Consider the following 960-nt stretch of genomic DNA (forward strand, 5'->3'; position numbering starts at 1 on the left):
GTGGTGCTACGCGCCACCGATGTGGATGGCTTAACCGCAGAGCAAAGCTTCAGCATTGTGGTGGCAAACGTCAACGACGCACCGACCATCAGTTCAACGGCGTTAACCAGTGCTACCCAAGATGCGGCCTATAGCTATACCTTGGTGGCGACCGACAGCGACGTGGGCGACAGTGTCACCTTAAGCGCCGTGACACTGCCAAGCTGGCTGAGCTTTAATGCCGCGACTGGCGTGTTAAGTGGTACCCCAACTAATGCCAATGTCGGCAGCCATGCCGTGGTGCTACGCGCCACCGATGTGGATGGTTTAACCGCAGAGCAAAGCTTCAGCATTGTGGTGGCAAACGTCAACGATGCACCGACCATCAGTTCAATGGCGTTAACCAGCGCCACCCAAGATGCGGCCTATAGCTACACCTTGGTGGCGACCGACAGCGATGTGGGCGACAGTGTCACCTTAAGCGCAGTCACTTTGCCAAGTTGGCTGAGCTTCAATGCAGCCACTGGCGTGTTAAGTGGCACCCCAACTAACACCAATGTCGGCAGTCATGCCGTGGTGCTTCGCGCCACCGATGTGGATGGTTTAACCGCAGAGCAAAGCTTCAGCATTGCAGTGGCAAACGTCAACGATGCGCCTGTCGCTTCCAATCAGTCTGTAGCTCTTGAGGAAGACAGTTCGGTGATGATCACGCTTGCGGGTGAGGATGCCGATAATGATCCTCTGACCTATGAGATCAGTGCCCAACCTGCCTCCGGTACCTTAGAGCAGCACGGTAGTGTCTGGCTCTATACGCCTGAGAAGGATTTTAATGGTACTGACTCTATTGGCTTTATCGCTAAAGATGCAGAGCTGAGCTCAGAGCCTGCCACAGTCACCGTTACGGTTACGCCAGTGAACGACGATCCTCAAGCTATCGATGACAGCTATACCTTAACCAGTACTGCAAATGACACCTATTCG

General features: G+C 54.3%; 1 protein-coding gene. It reads left to right on the forward strand.

Features of this window, described 5'->3' with window-relative positions; all coding sequences use genetic code 11:
* On the forward strand, positions 1-960 hold a 960-nt coding region (locus tag M0413_RS22615; protein WP_249555743.1), incomplete at both ends, for a putative Ig domain-containing protein.

The organism is Shewanella sp. 8A, assembly GCF_023475945.1.
Lineage (GTDB): Bacteria > Pseudomonadota > Gammaproteobacteria > Enterobacterales > Shewanellaceae > Shewanella > Shewanella xiamenensis.